Here is an 18724-nt window from a genome sequence, read left to right on the forward strand (position 1 = left end):
TGAAGGCCACCTTCACTGCGTTGAACGCAGTGAAGGTGGCCTTCACTGCGGATGGGCCCGGGTACCGCACCGTACGTAGGCGCAGGTGTCGATTGCCGGCCGACGACGCTACGGCCGCGGTTCGCGACGCTCGTTCGCATGGCTACCAAGACCCGGATCGAACCGCGTGTGAAGCTCGGCCGCGGCGGCCGCAAGTGGCTGCTGTTCGTGCACGTCGTCAGCTCGGTGGGCTGGATCGGCGTCGAGGCGTGCCTGCTGGCCCTCGGGGTCGTGGGCGTGTCCAGCACCGACCCTGCGGTCGTCACCGGCTCGTCCGTGATCGCGGGCGTGCTCGGTGGGACCTTCTACTTCCCCGTGAGCCTGGTCGCGCTGATCAGCGGGCTGTTGCTGGGCATCGGCACGAAGTGGGGCCTGCTGCGTTACCACTGGGTGGTCGCGAAGCTGGTGCTCACGATCGCACTGTACGTCGGCGGGAACATGTTCGTGGTCCCCCGTTTCGTCGCGGCGGGTGAGGCCGTGGCGAGCGGCGGCCAGCCGGGCGACGCAAGCACGATGCTGATCACCGCCATGACGGCGGGACTGGTGCTGCTGCTCGTCGCCACGCTGCTCTCGGTGTTCACGCCGGGAGGCAGAACGCCGTGGTACCGCGCGAGGCTCGCTCGCTGAGGGCTCAGCGTTGCTGGAGTGCGAAGCGGTTGCCCTCGGAATCGAGGAACATCGACCACCAGCCCCACGGCTGCTTCACCGGCTTCGCGGGGAACTCGACGCCCTTGGCCGAGAGTTCCTCGTAGGTCCGCTCGATGTCGTCGGCGTAGAAGAAGAAGTTCGCGGTGGGCAGGTCGTCTCTCGCCGGGGCGCGAAAGGCGTCCTGCGGGTCGGCGCTCAGCACCAGCGTGGTCTGCCCGTCCGGGGGGGGTGACCTCGAGCCAGCGGTTGCCCTTGTCGTCGTATGGCTCGTCGATGGCGACCGTGAAGCCCAGCGTCTCCGTCCAGAACCGCTTCGCCCGCTGCTGATCGCGCACGCCGATGACGACCTTGCGCACGCCTCGAATGGCCATCATGACTCCAATTCGAATATATCCACAACGGATACAACGAGACTGGAGTGTATGCTCCCTCCATGCCGAAGGGCAACCCGCCGCCCATCACCCCGGCGGCGTTCCAGGTACTGCTGGCGCTCGCACGCGGGCGCGCGCACGGCTACGGGATCATGAACTTCGTCAGCGAGCTCACCGACGGCTCCGTGCAGCTCAGCCCCGGCACCCTCTACCGCACACTCTCCCGGCTGGCGGTCGACGGCCTCGTCGAGGAGGCTCCGGACATGAGCGAGGACCAGCCGCACGACGCGCGTCGCCGCTACTACCAGCTCACCGCACGGGGCTGGGAGGCCGCCGCACGCGAGGCCGAGCTGATCCGGCGGCTCGCGGGCGCCGCCGCCGAGGCGGGCCTGCTCGGCAGGCAGGAGCGCTCGGCATGACCGGGCCCAGCCGGGCACTCGGGCTCGTGCCGCACCTCTTCGTCAAGGACGTCGACACGGCGTTGTCCTTCTACGGCAAGGCGTTCGGCGCGGTCGAGCTGTTCCGCAACCGGCTGCCCGACGGCACGGTGCTGTTCGTCGAGGTGGCCATCGGCGAGACGCGCCTGTTGGTGAGCCAGGAGATCCCCCAGCTCGACGCACTCGCCCCCGCGACGCTCGGCGGCACCCCGATGCTGCTGACGCTCGAGACCGAGGACCCCGACGACCTGTTCCGCCGCGCCGTGTTCGCGGGCGCCACGGTGGAGGCGCCCATCGAGGAGATGTTCTTCGGCGAGCGCTACGGCCGCGTGGTGGACCCCGACGGGCACCGCTGGGCGCTCACCACCAAGCGCGAGCAGTTCACGCCCGAGGACATCGACGCCCGTACCCCGCCGGGTGTCTGATGGTCTCCGTTCGCACCGTCGTGGACCGCGTGGGTCCGACCCTGCTGCAGGCGGTCCACGTGCCGCCCGGCTGTCCCGCCGTCTCCGACGTCGTGATCGCCGAACCGGGGTCGGCCGCCAACCTGGCCGCCGGTGACCTGGTGCTCGCCGTCGCCGTGGCGGACGTCGCCGGAGCGATCGAGCTGATCCGCGACAGCGCCGAGCACGACGCCGCCGCGGTGCTCGTCAAACCGCCGCTGGCCGGCAAACCGGCGATCCGGCGAGCCGCCAAGCGGGCGGAGATCGGGCTCATCGAGGTGCACGCCGCCACGTCGTGGGCACAGCTCGTGTGGCTGCTGCGCACCGTGCTCGACGCGATCGCCGACGAGTCCGACACGCTGGAGAACGGCGACGACGCCGGCACGAGCGACCTGTTCCGCCTCGCCGACGCCGTGGCGTCCGTTGTGGACGCTCCGGTGACCATCGAGGACACCAACTCCCGCGTGCTCGCCTACTCGGCGCGACAGGACGTCACCGACCCCGCGCGCGTCGCGACGATCATGGGCAGGCGGATCCCGGACGACGTGCTCGCCCGGTTCCGCTCGCGCGGGGTGTTCCGCGAGCTGACCAGGGGCAGGCAGACGATCTTCGTGCCAGGCCAGCGGGACGGCACGCTGCCGCGGCTGATCGTGCCCATCCGCATGGGCGGCGAGCTGCTCGGCTCCATGTGGGCCGTGGTGCCGGGGCCCGTGCCGGACGAGCGGGCGGCCGCGTTCGCCGACACCGCACCCGTCGTCGCGCTCCACCTGCTGCGCCGCCGCGCGCACGCCGACGTCCAGCGCCGGGCGTCGGCCGAGCTGTTGCGGGCCCTGCTGCGCGGGGAGGTGAGTCCGCGCAAGGCCGTCGCCGAGCTGGACCTCACCGACGAGCCGCACCGCGTCGTCGTGGTGGAGACGCCCGGCGGCGACACGCTCGACGGCGAGGGACTGCGGCTCGCGCTGCTGGAACGGATCTCGCAGGGCATCGGGCGCAGGCCCGTAGCCGCCGAGGAGGCCGGGCTGCTCTACGCCGTCGTCCCGGACGGCGAGGGCCCTGGTACGTGGCCGGAGATCCGCTCCGCGCTCGCCGAGACTCCAGCGGGGAAGGACAGCGGCGAACTGCGGGCCGCGGCAGGCGGCGCACGGGACCTCACCGACCTCTCGCGGTCCCGCGCGGAGGCCGAGGAGACCCTGGGGCTGCTGCGCGCGGGTGTGCTGGCGGGCCGGGTGGTGTGCTTCGACGACGTGTGGACCGCGCTGGCCCTGCACCGCGCGGCGACGGCGTCGAGCGGCGCGCGCGTGACCGAGCTGGGTCCACTGGGGACGGTCCGCGCGTACGACGCCGCCAACGGCACGGAGTACGTGGCGACGCTGTACGAATGGCTGCGCCATCCCGGCGACCCGCGCACGGCGGCCACGGCACTGCGGATCCACCCCAACACCCTGCGCTACCGCATGCGCAAGCTGCTCGAACTGGTTCCGCTGGACCTCGACGACCCCGACGTGCGGCTGGCCCTGCTCGCCCAGCTGACGGCACTGCACTGGGCGTGACCCAGCTGCCCTCGCCGCCCCTCCGCTGCAGTGAAGGCCACCCTCACTGCGTCGAATCGACCCTGGGAGACGGGCGGGCGCAGGCAAGGTGGCCTTCACTGCGGTCGGTTCCGGGTCAGGCGACTTCGAGCAGGGTCTTGCCGATCGTGTCGCGCGACTCGATCGCCGCGTGCGCCTCGGCCGCGCGCGCCAGCGGGAACCGCTGCCCAATCACCGGGCGCAAGCGGCCCGCCGCGGCCTCGGCCAGCGCCGTGACTGCGAACCCCCGCAGCTCCTGCGGCGTCCCGCCGATTCCCCACCCCACCGACACCCCACGCTCGGCTGCGAGCTCCTCGGCGATCTCGGTCGGAGCCCCGCTGGCCGCGCCGAACGTGACCATGCGGCCGCCGCGCTCGACCAGTTCGAACGCCGCCCCGCCGACGTCGCCGCCCACCGCGTCGAAGACGACGTCGACACCCCCGACGGCCTCGCGCACGCGGTCCGCCCAGTCCGGCTTGCGGTAGTCAACGGTGAACTCCGCGCCGATTTCCCAGGCCAGCTCGAGCTTGCGGTCCCCGCCCGCAGCGGCGACAACGAGCGCGCCCGCGTTGTTGGCGAGCTGGACCAGCAGGCTGCCCACCCCGCCGCCCGCGGCCTCGACGAGCACCCGCTCGCCCGGCCGCAGCCCGGCGCCGTGCGTGAGCATCACCGCCGTGCGCCCGTCGGCCAGCAGCGCCACCGCGTCGTCGAGCTCGAGCCCCTCCGGCACCTCCACCACCATCGCCGCGTCGGCGACCGCCCGTTCGGCGTAACCCCCGTGCCCGCCGAGCGAGCTCACCACCCGCCTGCCCGCCAGCCCGGGATCGACGCCCTCTCCGACCCTGCTGATCACCCCGCCGACGCCGTTGCCGGGAATCACGGGCGGCTCGATCCGGAACGGGCCGAAACCGTTACGGCGGAACTGGGTCTCGACGAACGTGATGTTCGCGAACGCCACCTCGATCAGCACCTGCCCCGGCCCCGGCTCCGGGTCGGGGGCCTCCCCCGCGACCAGCACCTGTGGCTCGCCGAACTCCTTCAGCCAGACCGCTCTCATGACACCCCTTCCGTGTGTGCCCAGCCTGCGACCTCGACTTAGCTGGAGGTCAAGCCCTTGTGCTGCGGCAACCACCATGGGGGACCAGCATTGTTGTGCGCCCACGATGACACCGCCGTCCGGTTGGTTCACCGTGGGCAGCAACACCGCACCGAACGCAGGAGGAAGCCGTGCGCATCGCCGTCCCCCGAGAGGTCAAGAAGCACGAGTACCGCGTCGCGGTGACCCCCGCCGGCGTCCACGAACTCACCCAGCGCGGCCACGAGGTGTTCATCGAGGCCGACGCCGGCCTCGGGTCCGCCATCACCGACGAGGAGTACCTCGCCGCGGGGGCGAAGATCCTCGCGACGGCGGAGGACACCTGGGCAGAGGGCGAGCTGGTGCTCAAGGTCAAGGAGCCCGTCGCAGAGGAGTACGGCCGCCTGCGCTCCGACCAGGTGCTGTTCACCTACCTCCACCTCGCCGCCGACCGTCCGCTGACCGAGGCACTGCTCGCGGCGGGCACCACGGCGATCGCGTACGAGACCGTGCAGGCGCCCGACGGCGCGCTGCCGCTGCTCGCGCCGATGTCGGAGGTCGCGGGCAGGCTCGCGCCGCAGGTCGGCGCCCACTCACTGATGAAGCCGAGCGGCGGGCGGGGCGTGCTGCCCGGCGGGATCCCCGGCGTGCACCCGGCTCGGGTGGTCGTGATCGGCGGCGGCGTCGCCGGTCTCAACGCCGCGCGCGTCGCGCTCGGACTCGGCGCCGACGTGGAGGTGCTGGACACCAACGTCGACCGGCTGCGCCAGATCGACCACGACTTCGGCGGCCGGATCCGCACGGTCACCTCGAACGCGCTGTCGCTGGAGCAGGCGGTGGTGGAGGCCGACCTGGTGGTGGGCGCGGTGCTCGTGCCCGGAGCGAAGGCGCCGAAGCTCGTGTCCAACGAGCTGGTCTCGCGCATGAAGGCGGGCAGCGTGCTCGTCGACATCTCGATCGACCAGGGCGGCTGCTTCGCCGACTCGCGGCCCACCACGCACGACGCGCCGACCTACCAGGTGCACGACTCGGTGTTCTACTGCGTCGCCAACATGCCGGGCGCGGTGCCGAGGACCTCGACCTACGGCCTCACCAACGTGACCCTGCCCTACGCGATCCGCCTGGCCGAGCACGGGTGGCGCGCCGCGCTGCGGGCCGACGACACGCTGGCGAAGGGCCTCAACGCCCACGCGGGAGCGCTCACCAACGAACCCGTCGCCACGGCGCACGGCCTGGAGTATCAGCCGGCGGAACTCTGATCGCTGTCGGCGGGCGGCACCCCGTCCGGCCAGACGCACGGCGAAGAGGCGCCCAGCGACAGGTCACCCTCGACACTCTGCTGCACCGACATCCGGAACGCGTCGTCGTTGTTCTCGACGGAAACGAACCTGTCCGGCGCCGACCGCTTGTCGGTGAGCACGCGGTACCCGCTGGCGTTCCAGTGGTCGTACAGAGCGTCGACGAACTCGGCGTTCCGCTCCGAGGGCAGGCCGTCGAGCCAGTAGGTCTTGCCGACCTCGTACCGGCCGAGTGGGCCGTTGTCAGTGGGATCGAGGCACTCGGCGGAATCGTCACGGAGCACCTCCAGTGTTGGCCGCACCGGCAGGGCCGCGACCGCACGATCGATGTGTTCCTGCGCCCGCCGCGCGGCCTGCTCTCCGGTCATCGTTCGCATCTCGTCCCCATTTCCCGGCGACGGCCGCTCCGTAGTCGACCGGCCCTCATTGTCGTCGCCGCCGTCTCCACACGCCGCGAGCAACAGCAGGCACGCCAGAACGGCCATCCTCCGGATCAACCCGCACACCTCCTGAGCCAATGCCGATCAGTACGGTTGCCCGCCGACCACGATGGTGCCCATGTTCCGCAGGGAGGCGGAGTCCGGGTTCCAGTACTCCGAGTGGGCTGCCATCGAGTTTCCGCCGGTGTACCACTCACCTTCGGTTCCGGGGTCGGAGGTGAAGACCTGCGCGCCGAAGTCCTCGTCGACCGGATCGGGGCCGTGGATCAGCGACGGAGTGAGGCCGATCATGTCGTTCTCCGCGGTACTGGCGTAGATGTTGGCGTCGTCCGGCACCCGCAGCTCCGAGGCGTGGTCCACTCCGACGCCGGGGCTGCCGATGAGCACGACGTTGTCGACGTCCAGCTTCACACCGTCTCCCTGCGCCGCGTGGCCGATGACGGTCGAACCGTAGCTGTGTCCGATCACCGTGTTGTTCGACCCGCCGCCCTCGTGCGTGGCGCGCAGACCGTCCTGGAAGCCGCGCAGGTCGGCCGCCGCGTCCTCGGCGTAGTGCCTGTTGGTCGCCTGACCGAGGTCCTGCGGCGCGTCGTAGCCGACCCACGTCACGGCCGCGGTCTCGCTTCTGTGGGACTGCCGACGGGCCTCGTCGAGAATCAGTTCTCCGCGGTCCAGTTGCCCGCCGATGCCCGCGAGGTTCGAACCGGTCCCGGGCACGGACGTCACCACGTTGTCCGCGGTGTCCGGATTCCCGGTCGCCACGATGCCGCGGCCGTTGCCCTCGGTGGAGAAGTCGATGAGGTACGACGCCGGCCGGTTCGGGTCCGGCTCACGGTCGAGCCGCTCGTTGATCGCGTCCATGCCGCCCAGCGTCCGGTCCAGCCGTTCGTACTCCCGTTGCTGGTCCGCGCTGCGGTCGCCCCCGAGTGTCTCGAGTTCGGAGCGGCGCGCGTCGAGCTCGGCGTACTCCTCGGCGAAGCGGAGCCGGTTGGCACGGTCCCGATCCTCCACCGGGATGCCGTCCATGCCTCCGATCACGTCGCCGTGCGTGTGGATGGCCGATTCCTGTTCCATCGGCGTCAGCCCGTCCCACCAGCGCTTGATCTCCTCGGGAGACGCGTTGTCACCGGGAAGGTCGCCCGGGGTGATCACGTTGCCGCTGCCGACGGCTTCGAGCTCGAGCCCGGCCGCGGACGGCATGGCCTCGTCCAGCGCCGCCGACGCCACCTGGTCGGCCTCGGCGACCAGCGCGAGCGCGTCGCGGACGACGCCGGTCAGCTCGGCCGCCGTCCGCCGGTCCCGTTCCTTCTCGTCATCGGTGCGGCTGTCGCCAGGCCCGCCGAACCCGGCACGGACCTCGCCGGACTCCGGGTCGATCGAGAGGACGTAGTTCGACTCGACGGTCTCGACCACACCGTTCACCGTGCGCTGGGTCTCGGTGATCGTGTCGGAGAGCTCGCGCAGCTTGGGCGGTATCCGCTCGATGTACTCGCCCGCCTTCTCATAGCCGGCACGGACATCATCGAAGTGGGCGCGGGCCACGTCGGCGGCGTCACCGCGCCAGCCGTCGAGCTCGCCGAGCGCGGCCTTGACGTCGCCCGCGGTGGCGGCGAGCTGTCCGGCGAGCCGGGCCCAGCTGTCGGCGATGTCGTCGAACGCGGCGGCGTCGGCCTCCCGGAGCTGGCGGAAGGACACCACGGCGGTTCAGTTCGCCGAGCTCAGCGGAGGCAGCGACTCGACCACCGCGTGCTCCATCCGCTCGTAGCCGTCCGCGGACTCGCGCAGCAGCCCGCCCGCCATGGCCGTTCGCTTGCCCAGGTCGTCGAGCTGCGACTCCCACAGCGAGGCCAGCGCACCGGCCTTGCCCGTGGTCGCGAAGCCCTGGTTGGCTCCCGCGTGCGGTTCGATTCCGCCGAGGAACTTCGCCGTGGCCTCGCCCGCCTCGTCGGCGAGTTCGACGAATCGCTCTCCCGCGGCCACCAGGCTCCGCGGGTCCACGCCGTAACCGTCCATGGAACCCCCAGTCGATCCCGAACCGGGCAAACGGTAACCAGGGGGACGGTGAACCGGCAACCGGTTCACCGAGATCGGGACGAGAGCACAAGAAGGGGCGGCCCGCTCAACCAGCCTGGGGGTCACCGGGAGCGGGCCGCCACCTACAAGCTTAAGGAATAACTCCAGGGTTCGCTCCCCGGGGGGGCATAACTTGGCCGAGTTGTTTCCTTCAATCAGGCGTTCCGGCTTCGGTGCACCTCCCACACGGGTTGCCGACCTGGCCTTTTCGACCGCACACCGGCCGAGTGCGGCCGCACCAGGAACCGGTGGACCTCGCGTGATCGTCCAACCTGGCCGTACGGCAGGATGACCACCGCCACAGCGCAGACGACGAGGGGAAACGAGAGGCAGCATGCACGATGGCAGCGGCCGCATCGCGGTACAGAACCTCACCAAACAGTTCGGGGCCGTGACCGCGGTACAGAACCTCAGCTTCACGGTTGAGCCCGGGTCGGTCACCGGGTTCCTCGGCCCGAACGGGGCAGGCAAGACGACGACGTTGCGCATGCTGCTCGGTCTGGTGACGCCCACCGCGGGCGCGGCGACGATCAACGGCAGGCCGCACCACCAGCTCGGCAACCCCGCCAGAGTGGTCGGCGCGGTGCTGGAGAACGAGGGCTTCCACCCCAAGCGCACCGCCCGCAACCACCTCCGCGTGTACGCGGCGGCGATCGGGGTGCCCGACCAGCGCGTGGACGAGATGCTCGGGCTCGTGGGCCTCTCGCCCGCCGCCGACCGCAAGGCGGGCGGGTTCTCGCTCGGTATGCGCCAGCGGCTCGCGCTCGCGACGGCGCTGCTCGGCGACCCGCAGGTGCTCGTGCTCGACGAGCCGTCGAACGGACTCGACCCCGAGGGCATCGCGTGGCTGCGCTCGTTCCTGCGCTCGTTCGCCCAGCAGGGGCGCACCGTGCTGGTGTCGAGCCACCTGCTCTCCGAGGTCGAGCAGACGATCGACCAGGTCGTGATCGTCAGCGCGGGCATGACGCGGTACTACGGCCCGCTGGACCAGCTGCGCGCGAGCCAGCGCTCGCGGGTGCTCGTGCAGCCGGCCGACGCGAACGGTCTCGTCACGGCGCTGCAGGAGGCGGGGCTCAACCAGGTCGAGCCGACGCAGGACGGCCGCGTCGCCGTGTCCGGCGCGACCGTGCAGCAGATCGGTGACATCGCCGCGAAGGCGGGCATCGCCGTGTACGGCATGCAGGAGGAGAAGGCCGACCTCGAGCAGCTCTTCTTCCAGCTCACCAGCCCGCAGTACGGCGCGGGCGCGACGGCCTACCCGCAACAGCAGCCGTACCAGCAGCAACAGGGGTGGAACGCGCCGCCGCCCGGCTACCAGCAACCGGGTCAACCACCGCAGCAGCCGTACCAGCAGACCCCGCCGCCCGGCTTCCAGCAGCCGGGACAGCAACCAGGTCAGCAGCCGGGGCAGCAGCAGGGCTGGGGAGGTCAGCAGTGATGGGCAACCTGATCAAGGCCGAGATCCGCAAGACGCTGAGCACCAAGAGCTGGTGGGGCCTCATGATCCCCGCGGCGGTCTTCGCGTTCCTGTTCGCGCTCGGCTGGGGCGCGATCACCAACGACCTCAACGACTTCCTCGGCAGCTCCGACGCCGAGGAGCTGGCCGGCCTGCTGGGCGTGCAGCTCGGCGAGCTGCCGGTCGGGCTGCTCTCGCTGGCACACGGCATCAACATCGGCACGATGTTCCCGGTGATCTTCGGTGTCTTCGCGCTGGCCGGCGAGTACAGCAAGAAGACGATCACCACGACGTTCCTCACCGCGCCCAACCGCATGTCGGCGCTGAGCGCGAAGATGTTCACCTACATCGGCTGGGGCGTCGCTTACGGCATCCTCATCGTCGCCTTCGCGAGCCTCGCCACCGTGCTGACGGTGGACGGCCCCGGGCTGCCGACCGCGAGCCAGTGGCTCGGCGTGCTGGGCGCCGGCATCCTCGCTACGACGCTGGCCACGCTGTTCGGCATCGGTGTCGGTGCCGTGTGGAACAGTGTCACCGGCGCCACGATCACGCTGACGATCTGGATGCTCGTCGTCGAGAACGTCCTCGTGTTCGTGTCGTTCGGCTGGTTCGGGATCACCTGGCTCGGCGGCGTGCTGCCGAACGGCACCCTGAACGGCATCGTGGGCGCGATCGGCGCCGAGGCGTTCGGCGCGGCCGGGCTCTCGGTGCCCGGCGAGCTCGACGAGGACCTGCAATGGCTCCTGCAGTACACGGCGGGCGCTCCCGGCGCGTTCTCGTGGTGGGCCGCGGCGTTGATCTTCCTCGCCTGGACGATGCTGTTCTTCATCGGCGGCTGGGCCGCCAACCAGCGCAGGGACATCACCTAAGGAACGAAGGAGGTCGGGAGTGTCCGGCAGAGCGGCGACAACGCTGGACGCTCCCGACCGCAAGGCCGGGTGGATCCGCAGGCTCGCCGCGGCATGCTGGCGGCACCCGGTGCTGGTGGTGCTCTCGCTCGGCGCGGCCATGCTCGGCGTCGGTCTGCAGGCGGCGAGCCCGTTGTTCGTCAAGGTCGCCGTCGACGACGCGGTCGCGGGTGAGACCGGCAGGCTCGGCTGGCTCGCCGCCGCGCTCATCGGCCTGCAGCTGCTGACGTTCGGCAGCGCCTTCGCCCGGCGCTACCTCGGCGGACGGCTCGCCCTCGACGTCCAGCACGACCTGCGCCAGGCCGTGTTCGGCGCGGTGTCCCGCCTCGACGGGGGCAAGCAGGACTCGCTGCGCACCGGCCAGATCGTCTCGCGCGCCATCACCGACCTCCAGCTCGTGACGGGCGTGCTCATGCAGGTGCCGCTCTCGGCGGGCTCGGTGATCTTCGCGGTGCTCGCGCTCGGCTCGATGCTCGTGCTCTCCCCGCTGCTCACGCTCATCGCGCTCGTCGTGGCGCCGGCCGTCGCGATCGTGATCACGGTCAGCAGGCGCAGGCTCTTCCCCGCGACCTGGTCGGCGCAGCAGCGCGCGGCCGACGTGGCGCAGCAGGTGGAGGAGACCGTCACCGGCGTGCGCGTGGTGAAGGGCTTCGGCCAGGAGGACCGGGAGATCGGCAAGCTCTCCGACACCGCCCGCACCTTGTACCGCGAACGTGTGCGCGCCGCGAAGCTCGCCGCGGTGCCCACCGCCACCACCTCGGCGCTGCCCGCCGCGGGCCAGATCGCCGTGCTCGGCGCGGGCGGGATCATGGCGCTGCACGGGCAGATCAGCCTCGGCACGTTCCTCGCGTTCGCCACCTACGTCTCCGCGCTCATCGGTCCCGCACGGATGCTGGCGAGCCTCGTGGTGCAGGCGCAGCTCACCCGCGCGGGCGCCGAGCGCGTGCACGAGCTCATCGACGCGCAGCCGGAGGTGCGCGAGCGCCCGGACCCCCGGCAACTACCCGACGGCCCGCTCGACGTGCGCCTCGACGGTGTCCGCTTCGGCTACACGCGCAGCGAGCCGGTGCTCGACGGCCTCTCTCTGCACGCCAGGCCTGGGGAAACCCTCGCGCTCGTCGGCACCGCGGGCTCGGGCAAGTCCACGATCTCGCTGCTGCTGCCCCGCTTCTACGACGTGCACTCGGGCTCCGTCCACGTCGGCGGGGTAGACGTGCGCGACGCGCGGCTCACCGAGCTGCGCCGCGCGATCGGCGTGGTGTTCGAGGAGGCGTTCCTCTTCTCCACCACGGTGCGCGACAACATCGCCTACGGCAGGCCGGACGCGAGCGACGAGGAGGTGGTGGCCGCCGCGAAGGCCGCCGAGGCGCACGAGTTCATCAGCGCGCTGCCCGACGGCTACCACACGCAGGTCGGCGAGCGCGGCCTGACGCTCTCGGGAGGGCAGCGGCAGCGCCTTGGCCTCGCCAGGGCGCTGCTCACCGACCCCAGGGTGCTGGTGCTCGACGACGCGACCTCGGCCGTCGACACCGCGACCGAGGCCGCGATCCACGAAACGCTGCGTGCGGTGACGCGCACCCGCACCACCCTGCTCATCGCCCACCGGCGTTCCACGCTGTCGCTCGCCGACCGCATCGCCGTGCTCGACGCGGGCAGGGTGGTGGACGTCGGGACGGCCGAGGAGCTGGAAGGGCGGTGCGCGCTGTTCCGCGACCTCGTGGGCGGCCCCGGCGAGGACGTCGAGGAGGTGCACAGGCAGGACGTGCTCGTGCGCGACGAGTCGGGCGTCACGCCGCAGCTGTGGCCCGGCCCAGCCGCACACGACGATGTCGACGCGCTCGCGGAGTCGGCCTCGGTCCGGACAACGCAGGCGGCGAGCACCGGCGGCCCCGGTTCGCGGGCGTCGCTCGACCTCCCGCCGACGCCCGAGCTGCTGCGGCGGGTGCGGGAGCTGCCGCCCGCCACCGGTGAGCCGAGGCTCGGCGAGTCCGATCCGAGGGCACCCGATCCCGCGTTCCGGCTTGGCAGGCTGCTGCGGCCCGTCCGCGCCCTGCTGGCCGCGGTGATCACGCTCGTGGCGCTCGACGCGCTCGCCACCATCGCCGTGCCCGCCCTGTACCAACGGGGTGTCGACGACGGCGTGCGGGCGGGAGCGGAATCCGCGGTGCTGATCGCGGCGGCCGTCGGCGCGCTCGTGATCGCACTCGACTGGCTCGTGATCGCACTGCAGACCAGGCTCACCGCCCGCACCGGCGAGTCCGTGCTGTACCTGCTGCGCGTGCGCAGCTACTCGCACCTGCAACGGCTGGGGCTCGACTACTACGAGCGCGAGCTGGCCGGCCGGATCATGACCAGGATGACCACCGACGTGGACGCGCTGTCGACGTTCCTGCAGACCGGGCTGGCGACGGCCGTGGTCAGCGTGCTCACGCTCGTCGGCATCGGGGGCGCGCTGGTGATCACGGACGCGGGCCTCGCGCTCTACGCCTTCTCGGTGCTGCCGGTGCTCGCGGTGGCGACGGTGATCTTCCGCAGGCTCGCCTCGGCCGCGTACAACGAGGCGCGGGAGCGCGTCAGCGCGGTGAACGCGGACATGCAGGAGAACGTCACCGGGCTGCGGGTCGCGCAGGCGTACACGCGCGAGGAGCGTTCGGCGCGGGACTTCGCCTCGCGCAGCGACGCCTACCGGCGCTCGCGCCTGCGGGCTCAGCGGTACGTGGCGACCTACTTTCCGTTCGTCACCCTGCTTTCCGGGACCGCGGCGGCGATCGTGCTGGTCGCGGGCGCCAACCGGGTCGCCGACGGCACTCTCTCGGTCGGGGTGCTGCTGGCGTTCCTGCTCTACCTGGAGTCGTTCTTCTCGCCGGTTCAGCAGCTGTCGTCGGTGTTCGACGGCTACCAGCAGGCCAAGGTCGGCCTCGGCCGGATCGGCGAGCTGCTGCGCACGCCGACGTCGGTGCCGCCGGCCGAACGGCCCGTCGCCGTGCCCGAGCGGCTGCGCGGCGAGGTGGAGCTGGACGGCGTGCGGTTCGCCTACCCCGGCACCGACGCGCTCGCGCTCGACGACGTGTCACTGCACGTCCCGGCGGGCACCACGGTGGCGCTGGTGGGTGCGACCGGGGCCGGGAAGTCCACTGTGGTCAAACTGGTGGCCCGCTTCTACGACGTCACCGGCGGGGTGGTGCGCATCGACGGCGTCGACGTGCGCGGCTACGACCTGCCGGGCCTGCGCGGCAGGCTCGGCGTGGTGCCGCAGGAGGCGCACCTGTTCTCGGGCACGGTCGCCGACAACGTCCGCTACGGCCGCCCTTCGGCCACCGACGCCGAGGTGGAGGCCGCGGTGCGGTCGGTGGGAGCGATCGAGGGTGTGGCCGCGCTGCCGGCCGGGTTCCACCAGCCGGTCGGCGAGCGCGGGCGTGCTCTCTCGGCGGGGCAGCGCCAGCTCGTCGCGCTCGCCCGCGCGGAGTTGGTGGACCCGGACGTCCTGCTGCTCGACGAGGCCACCGCCGCGCTGGACCCGGCGACCGAGACCGCTGTGCTGAAGGCCACCGAGGCCATCGCCAAGAAACGGACCACCTTCGTGGTGGCCCACCGCCTGGCCACGGCCGCGAGGGCGGACCTCATCGTCGTGCTCGACCACGGCAAGATCGTCGAACAGGGAACCCACGAGGACCTGCTCGCGGCCGGCGGCCACTACGCCCACCTGTGGCGCCTCGGAGAGCCGCCCACCTGACCCGCCCGCGAGTCCCCCGCTCCAGCCCGCGAGTCCCCCGCTCCAGCCCGCGAGTCCCCCGCTCCGGTCCGCGAGTTCCGCATTCGAGCGCCGCACTCGGCGTCGGGAACGGGCAACTCGACGTCGGGAACGGGCAACTCGACGTCGGGAACGGGGGACTCGACGTCGGGAACGGGCAACTCGGCGTCGGGAACGGGGGACTCGCGGGCAGGACGGGGGGACTCGCGAACGGGTGTTCGAGCGCCGTGATCGATCCAGTGAGAAATGCCAACGTCGTGAGGGCTCCGTTGACGGACTTCGATGACGGCGCGACGGGCGAGGGGGTTAGCCTGGTAGGCGCGTAATCGGACAACCAGATCGAGACGGATAGAGGCGAGTCCAAGCCGTGTCCAGCAGCCCTGCGTCACAGTTCGGCCCCAACGAGTGGCTCGTCGAGGAAATGTACGACCAGTTCCTCGCCGACCCCTCCTCAGTAGACGCCGCGTGGCATGACTTCTTTGCTGATTTCAAGCCCACCCAGGCGCAGCCGAAGCCGGACACGGCCACCGCCGAGCGGACGTCCGCCGCCAACGGCCAGGCCACCCCGAAGGCCCCCGCCAAGCCGCAGCAGGCACCGGCCGAGGCGAAGCCCGCCGCCCAGCCCGCGCCCAAGGCCGCCGCCCCCAAGGCGGAGCCGAAACAGCCCGCGTCCGCGAAGACGGAGTCGAAGCAAGCCGCGCCCGCCAAGGCGACCCCGACGACTCCCGCCGCCGCCAAGTCCGCACCGGCCGCCCCCGCCAAGGCCGAGGAGCCGGAGAGCAAGCCGCTGCGCGGCGCCGCCGCGGCGATCGCCAAGAACATGGACGCCTCGCTGAGCGTCCCCACCGCCACGAGCGTGCGCGCGGTCCCGGCCAAGCTGATGGCCGACAACCGCATCGTCATCAACAACCACCTCAAGCGCACCCGCGGCGGGAAGATCTCGTTCACGCACCTCATCGGCTACGCGATGGTGCGGGCGCTGCACGACTTCCCGAACATGAACCGGCACTACGCGCTGGTCGACGGCAAGCCGCACGCCGTCACACCGGAGCACGTCAACCTCGGCCTCGCCATCGACATGAAGGGCAAGGACGGCGGCCGCACGCTCGTCGTCGCGTCCATCAAGGGCACCGAGAACATGACGTTCCTGCAGTTCTGGCAGGCCTACGAGGACATCGTCAAGAAGGCCAGGAACAACAAGCTCACCGCCGACGACTTCTCCGGCACCACGATCTCGCTGACCAACCCGGGCGGCATCGGCACCAACCACTCAGTGCCGAGGCTGCAGGCCGGTCAGGGCGCGATCATCGGCGTCGGCGCGATGCAGTACCCGGCCCACTTCGAGGGCACCAGCGAGCAGACCCTCGTCGGCCTCGGCGTCAGCAAGATCATGACGCTGACGTCGACCTACGACCACCGCATCATCCAGGGCGCCGAGTCGGGCGAGTTCCTCAAGCGCATCCACGAGCTGCTGCTCGGCGGCGACGGGTTCTACGACGACATCTTCACGTCGCTGCGCCTGCCGTACGAGCCGGTGCGCTGGGTCGAGGACATCCCCGAGGGCGAGATCGACAAGACCGCCCGGGTGCTGGAGCTGATCGACGCCTACCGGATGCGCGGCCACCTGATGGCCGACACCGACCCGCTGAACTACCGCCAGCGCAGGCATGAGGACCTGGACATCCTCAGCCACGGCCTGACCCTGTGGGACCTTGACCGCGAGTTCGCGGTCGGCGGCTTCGCGGGCCAGCAGCGCATGAAGCTGCGCGACGTCCTCGGCGTGCTGCGCGACTCCTACTGCCGCACGGTCGGCGTCGAGTACACCCATATCCTCGACCCCGACGAGCGCCGCTGGATCCAGGAGCGCGTGGAGGTCCCGCACGAGAAGCCCGAGCCCTCGGTGCAGAAGTACGTGCTGTCGAAGCTCAACGCGGCCGAGGCGTTCGAGACGTTCCTGCAGACCAAGTACGTCGGCCAGAAGCGGTTCTCGCTCGAGGGCGGCGAGACCGTGATCCCGCTGCTGGACACGGTGCTGGACAAGGCCGCCGAGCACGAGCTCGACGAGGTCGTCATCGGCATGCCGCACCGCGGTCGCCTGAACGTGCTCGCCAACATCGTCGGCAAGCCGATCTCGCAGATCTTCCAGGAGTTCGAGGGCAACCTCGACCCTGGCCAGGCGCACGGCTCCGGTGACGTGAAGTACCACCTCGGCGCCGAGGGCAAGTACTTCCGCATGTTCGGCGACGGTGAGACGAAGGTCTCACTCACCGCCAACCCGTCGCACCTGGAGACCGTCGACCCGGTGCTCGAGGGCATCGTCCGCGCCAAGCAGGACATCCTCGACAAGGGCGACCGCGCCTCCGGCGGCTTCACCGTGCTGCCCGTGCTGCTGCACGGCGACGCTGCCTTCGCGGGCCAGGGCGTGGTGGCCGAGACGCTGAACCTCGCGCTGCTGCGCGGCTACCGCACCGGCGGCACCGTGCACGTGATCATCAACAACCAGGTCGGCTTCACCACGGCGCCCGAGCACGCCCGCTCGTCGCAGTACGCCACCGACGTCGCGAAGATGATCGGCGCCCCGATCTTCCACGTGAACGGCGACGACCCCGAGGCCGCCTACTGGGTTGCGCGGCTGGCCGTCGACTACCGCCAGGCGTTCAACAAGGACGTCGTGATCGACATGATCTGCTACCGGCGGCGCGGCCACAACGAGGGCGACGACCCCTCGATGACCCAGCCGGCGATGTACGACATCATCGACACGAAGCGCAGCGTGCGGAAGACCTACACCGAGGCGCTCATCGGCCGTGGCGACATCTCCATGGACGAGGCCGAGGCCGCGCTGCGGGACTTCTCCAGCCAGCTGGAGCACGTCTTCAACGAGGTCCGTGAGCTGGAGAAGCACCCGATTGCCCCGAGCCCCTCGGTCGAGGAGGAGCAGCAGGTGCCCGCCAAGGTGCCGACCGCGGTCTCCCGCGAGGTGATCGAGCGGATCGGGGACGCGTTCGTCAACGTCCCGGAGGGCTTCACGCCGCACCCGCGCGTCAAGCCGGTCATGGAGCGGCGGCACAAGATGTCGCGCGAGGGCGGTGTCGACTGGGCGTTCGGTGAGCTGCTCGCTTTCGGCTCGCTGGCGCTCGAGGGCAGGCTGGTGCGCCTGTCCGGCCAGGACTCCCGGCGCGGCACGTTCACGCAACGGCACTCGGTGCTGATCGACCGCAAGACCGGTCAGGAGTACTCGCCGCTGCAGAACCTGGCCGACCAGCAGGGCCGCGTGATGATCTACGACTCGGCGCTGTCCGAGTACGCGGCGGTGGGCTTCGAGTACGGCTACTCGGTGGCCAACTCCGAGGCGCTCGTGATGTGGGAAGCGCAGTTCGGCGACTTCGTCAACGGCGCGCAGACCGTGATCGACGAGTACATCTCCTCCGGTGAGGCCAAGTGGGGCCAGCTCTCCGACGTCGTGCTGCTCCTGCCGCACGGCCACGAGGGCCAAGGGCCGGACCACACCTCGGGCCGCATCGAACGCTTCCTGCAGCTGTGCGCGGAGGGCTCGATGACCGTGGCGGTGCCGTCCACCCCGGCCAACTACTTCCACCTGCTGCGCCGCCACGCCCTCGACGGCGTCAACCGGCCGCTGATCGTCTTCACCCCGAAGCGCCTGCTGCGCGACAAGAACGTGAAGTCGGGCATCGAGGAGTTCACCGACCAGTCGAAGTTCCTCTCGGTGATCGACGACGGCGGCGTCGATCCGGCCAAGGCCCGCAAGGTGCTGCTGACGTCCGGGAAGATGTACTGGGAGCTGTTCGTCGAGCGCGAGAAGCAGGGCATCGACGACATCGCGATCGTGCGGATCGAGCAGTACTACCCGCTGCCGAAGAAGAAGCTCCTCGCCGCGCTGGAGCGCTACACGGCCGCCAAGCAGGTCGTGTGGGTGCAGGAGGAGCCGGAGAACCAGGGTGGCTGGCCGTTCTTCGGGCTGAACCTGCCGCGCAAGCTGCCTGAGGCGTTCTCGAACCTGCAGGTCGTGGCGCGGCGCCCGATGGCGGCCCCGTCCGCGGGCTCGTCGAAGGTCCACGAGGTGGAGCAGAAGGCCCTCATCGCGAAGGCCTTCGAGTAAGCCGACCCGTCACGATCAGACTGCAGTGAAGGCCACCTTGCCTGCGTTGAACCAACGCAGCGGCGCGCAGCGTCTCCGTTTGGGTGGTGGTGGGAGA

Annotated in this window: 14 protein-coding genes and 1 pseudogene; 9 read left to right on the forward strand and 6 right to left on the reverse strand. The window is 71.0% G+C overall.

Features of this window, described 5'->3' with window-relative positions; all coding sequences use genetic code 11:
- Positions 1–138 precede the first annotated feature (138 nt).
- Complete coding sequence (locus DI005_RS35280; protein WP_113644947.1) at positions 139–666, forward strand: hypothetical protein; 528 nt, start codon at positions 139–141, stop codon at positions 664–666.
- 4 nt (positions 667–670) lie between these two features.
- Here DI005_RS35280 and DI005_RS39830 read toward each other — a convergent pair whose 3' ends face one another.
- Together DI005_RS39830 and DI005_RS39835 are read right to left on the reverse strand one after the other, a co-directional pair.
- Positions 671–889 carry a VOC family protein gene (locus tag DI005_RS39830; RefSeq protein WP_369973656.1) on the reverse strand — a complete coding sequence of 73 codons (219 nt, stop codon included), beginning with the start codon at positions 887–889 and terminating at the stop codon, positions 671–673.
- Between the two features lie 49 nt (positions 890–938).
- Positions 939–1061 (reverse strand): annotated as a pseudogene (locus DI005_RS39835) (VOC family protein); the annotation flags it as partial.
- Between the two features lie 59 nt (positions 1062–1120).
- Here DI005_RS39835 and DI005_RS35290 point away from each other — a divergent pair.
- Genes DI005_RS35290 through DI005_RS35300 form a run of 3 tightly spaced genes read left to right on the forward strand, consistent with a single transcriptional unit; the run spans position 1121 to position 3488 of the window.
- Positions 1121–1477, forward strand: coding sequence for a PadR family transcriptional regulator (locus DI005_RS35290; protein WP_112271009.1), 357 nt, complete (start codon positions 1121–1123; stop codon positions 1475–1477).
- A complete protein-coding gene (locus DI005_RS35295; RefSeq protein WP_112271008.1) occupies positions 1474–1920 on the forward strand; it encodes a VOC family protein in 447 nt (148 codons plus the stop codon). Before DI005_RS35290 ends, DI005_RS35295 begins: the two co-directional genes overlap by 4 nt.
- The gene (locus DI005_RS35300) at positions 1920–3488 is read left to right on the forward strand and encodes a CdaR family transcriptional regulator (RefSeq protein WP_112271007.1); all 1569 of its coding nucleotides are present in this window, start codon (positions 1920–1922) and stop codon (positions 3486–3488) included. Before DI005_RS35295 ends, DI005_RS35300 begins: the two co-directional genes overlap by 1 nt.
- A gap of 115 nt (positions 3489–3603) precedes the next feature.
- On the opposite strand, the gene DI005_RS35305 is transcribed toward DI005_RS35300, so the two are convergent.
- A complete protein-coding gene (locus tag DI005_RS35305; RefSeq protein WP_113644948.1) occupies positions 3604–4563 on the reverse strand; it encodes a zinc-binding dehydrogenase in 960 nt (319 codons plus the stop codon).
- A gap of 170 nt (positions 4564–4733) precedes the next feature.
- On the opposite strand from DI005_RS35305, the gene ald reads away from it, so the two are divergent.
- Positions 4734–5840, forward strand: a complete 1107-nt coding sequence (ald, locus tag DI005_RS35310; protein ID WP_112271005.1) for an alanine dehydrogenase — start codon at positions 4734–4736, stop codon at positions 5838–5840.
- On the opposite strand, the gene DI005_RS35315 is transcribed toward ald, so the two are convergent.
- Genes DI005_RS35315 through DI005_RS35325 form a run of 3 tightly spaced genes read right to left on the reverse strand, consistent with a single transcriptional unit; the run spans position 5822 to position 8317 of the window.
- Positions 5822–6376, reverse strand: coding sequence for a hypothetical protein (locus DI005_RS35315; protein WP_112271004.1), 555 nt, complete (start codon positions 6374–6376; stop codon positions 5822–5824). The two genes, ald and DI005_RS35315, sit on opposite strands and share 19 nt — an antisense overlap.
- A gap of 27 nt (positions 6377–6403) precedes the next feature.
- Positions 6404–8017 carry an alpha/beta hydrolase gene (locus tag DI005_RS35320; protein WP_113644949.1) on the reverse strand — a complete coding sequence of 538 codons (1614 nt, stop codon included), beginning with the start codon at positions 8015–8017 and terminating at the stop codon, positions 6404–6406.
- A gap of 6 nt (positions 8018–8023) precedes the next feature.
- Entirely contained in the window at positions 8024–8317 is a 294-nt protein-coding gene (locus tag DI005_RS35325; RefSeq protein WP_228714192.1) for a hypothetical protein, read from the reverse strand.
- A 409-nt stretch (positions 8318–8726) separates the two neighbouring features.
- Here DI005_RS35325 and DI005_RS35330 point away from each other — a divergent pair, with 409 nt between their 5' ends.
- The 4 genes from DI005_RS35330 (at position 8727) to DI005_RS35355 (ending at position 18627) form a co-directional block, all read left to right on the forward strand.
- Entirely contained in the window at positions 8727–9830 is a 1104-nt protein-coding gene (locus DI005_RS35330) for an ABC transporter ATP-binding protein (RefSeq protein WP_113644950.1), read from the forward strand.
- Positions 9830–10717, forward strand: a complete 888-nt coding sequence (locus tag DI005_RS35335) for an ABC transporter permease subunit (protein WP_112271000.1) — start codon at positions 9830–9832, stop codon at positions 10715–10717. Before DI005_RS35330 ends, DI005_RS35335 begins: the two co-directional genes overlap by 1 nt.
- A gap of 19 nt (positions 10718–10736) precedes the next feature.
- Complete coding sequence (locus tag DI005_RS35340; RefSeq protein WP_199543498.1) at positions 10737–14489, forward strand: ABC transporter ATP-binding protein; 3753 nt, start codon at positions 10737–10739, stop codon at positions 14487–14489.
- 439 nt (positions 14490–14928) lie between these two features.
- A complete protein-coding gene (locus DI005_RS35355) occupies positions 14929–18627 on the forward strand; it encodes a multifunctional oxoglutarate decarboxylase/oxoglutarate dehydrogenase thiamine pyrophosphate-binding subunit/dihydrolipoyllysine-residue succinyltransferase subunit (protein ID WP_233520443.1) in 3699 nt (1232 codons plus the stop codon).
- Positions 18628–18724 lie beyond the last annotated feature (97 nt).

Source organism: Prauserella sp. PE36 (assembly GCF_003311655.1).
GTDB lineage: Bacteria > Actinomycetota > Actinomycetes > Mycobacteriales > Pseudonocardiaceae > Prauserella_A > Prauserella_A endophytica.

Bases quoted from the DNA above. Each gene is read 5' to 3' on its own strand.
- DI005_RS35330 (WP_113644950.1), top strand. From the start codon at position 8,727: ATGCACGATGGCAGCGGCCGCATCGCGGTACAGAACCTCACCAAACAG.
- DI005_RS35355 (WP_233520443.1), top strand. From the start codon at position 14,929: ATGTACGACCAGTTCCTCGCCGACCCCTCCTCAGTAGACGCCGCGTGG.
- DI005_RS35305 (WP_113644948.1), bottom strand. From the start codon at position 4,563: ATGAGAGCGGTCTGGCTGAAGGAGTTCGGCGAGCCACAGGTGCTGGTC.
- DI005_RS35295 (WP_112271008.1), top strand. From the start codon at position 1,474: ATGACCGGGCCCAGCCGGGCACTCGGGCTCGTGCCGCACCTCTTCGTC.
- DI005_RS35290 (WP_112271009.1), top strand. From the start codon at position 1,121: ATGCCGAAGGGCAACCCGCCGCCCATCACCCCGGCGGCGTTCCAGGTA.
- DI005_RS35280 (WP_113644947.1), top strand. From the start codon at position 139: ATGGCTACCAAGACCCGGATCGAACCGCGTGTGAAGCTCGGCCGCGGC.
- DI005_RS35300 (WP_112271007.1), top strand. From the start codon at position 1,920: ATGGTCTCCGTTCGCACCGTCGTGGACCGCGTGGGTCCGACCCTGCTG.
- DI005_RS35335 (WP_112271000.1), top strand. From the start codon at position 9,830: ATGGGCAACCTGATCAAGGCCGAGATCCGCAAGACGCTGAGCACCAAG.